General features: G+C 71.9%; 1 protein-coding gene. It reads right to left on the reverse strand.

From position 1 onward, the window contains the following. Positions 1–398 precede the first annotated feature (398 nt). A partial coding sequence (locus FV230_RS28150; RefSeq protein WP_246695044.1) for an RluA family pseudouridine synthase occupies positions 399–1588 on the reverse strand: 1190 nt, incomplete at its 5' end.

Raw genomic sequence — 1588 nt, forward strand, 5'->3', positions numbered from 1 at the left:
GCCGCGGATGGACGGCTGGTCGGTGCTGCGCGCGCTCCGGGCCGACCCCGAGCTCGGCGCGACGCCGATCATCATGGTGACGGTGCTCGACGAGCAGATTTTTTTTTTATGATTCGGCGACCAGCGATTTCTAGATGTATGGTGTGGTCGGGAGCGTCATATGTGTTTTTGTGACAGTCTCGGGGCCGAGCAGGCCGAGGGCGGCGAGGCAGGCCAGCGTCGTGAGCTTCATGTCGATCAGGTCTCACCACGAGGGTCGATGTCGGCCGGGTGCCCAGGGCGGATGGCCGCCGGCCCGGTGCCCTTCGAGGATATGAGCCTCGCGGGGCGGTTGCCAACCCTCGCGGCCCGCGCGGTGCACGACGGCCGGGCGCCGCCGCGATCACGAACGCTTGGCCTCACGCCTCCGGCGCGTCGACGATCGGGTCGTAGCGCGCGGCATCGAAACCGAGCAGGTTCCAGCTCTGGGCCATGTGCGGCGGCAGCGGCGCGCTCACGTCGATCGGCTTGCCGGTGCGCGGATGCGGGATCACGATCCGGCGGGCGAGCAGGTGGAGCCGGTTCTGGATGCCGCCGGGCAGCGCCCAGTTCTCGACCGAGAAGTATTTCGGGTCGCCGACGATCGGATGCCCGATATGGGCGGCATGCGCCCGCAATTGGTGCGTCCGCCCGGTCACCGGCTTGAATGACAGCCACGACACCTTCTGCGCCGCCTGGTCGACGGTGGCGTAGTAGGTCAGCGCGTGGGTGGCGCCCTCCTCGCCGTGCTGGGCGATCCGCATGCGGGCGTCGGCATCGGTCGGCTCCTCCTTGACGAGGTAGGTCGAGACTCGGCCTTGCGGCGTGCGCGGCACGCCGGCGGTGAGCGCCCAGTAGATCTTCCGGGCCGCCCGCGAGCGGAAGCTCTTGGCGAGCGTCGCCGCCGCGACCCGGGTCTTGGCGACGATCAGGCAGCCGGCGGTGTCCTTGTCGAGGCGGTGGACGAGGCGCGGCTTCTGCCCGTCTGGGCCGGCCAGCGCCTCGAGCAGCCCGTCCACGTGCCGGACGGTGCCCGAGCCGCCCTGGACCGCCAGGCCGAACGGCTTGTTCAGCACCATCATGTCCGCGTCCTCGTAGAGAATCAGCGAGCGGATGTACTCGGCGTCGTTCTGGTCCCGCACCGGGTTGCGCGGCCGGTCGGCGGGCTGGTCGAGCTTGAGCGGCGGCACCCGCACCGCCATGCCCGGCTCGAGTCGGTCGTTGGGCTTGGCGCGCTTGCCGTCGACCCGCAGCTCGCCCTTGCGGACGATGCTCTGGACCCGGGCGAAGGGCAGCTGCGGGAACCGCGCGGTGAGGAAGCGGTCGATCCGCATCCCGGCCTCGTCGGTCTCGACGGTCAGCGTCTGCACGCCGGAGGCCAGCGTCGCCGAGGCCGCCGCGCGCTGCTGGCGCCGGGTCGGTCCCTCGGCGAGGGGCGCCGGCATCTCGTCGGCCGGCCGCGGACGGGTCGCCCGCGCGATCGCCGGCATGGTACGGGACGGCTCGGCGCGGGTCTGCTCCGTCGAGGCGTGCTCCTCCGGCGCCGGGCGCCGCGGCGCGCGGGCAGGCC

Origin of the sequence: Methylobacterium sp. WL6 (genome assembly GCF_008040095.1) — a bacterium.
Classification (GTDB): Bacteria; Pseudomonadota; Alphaproteobacteria; order Rhizobiales; family Beijerinckiaceae; genus Methylobacterium.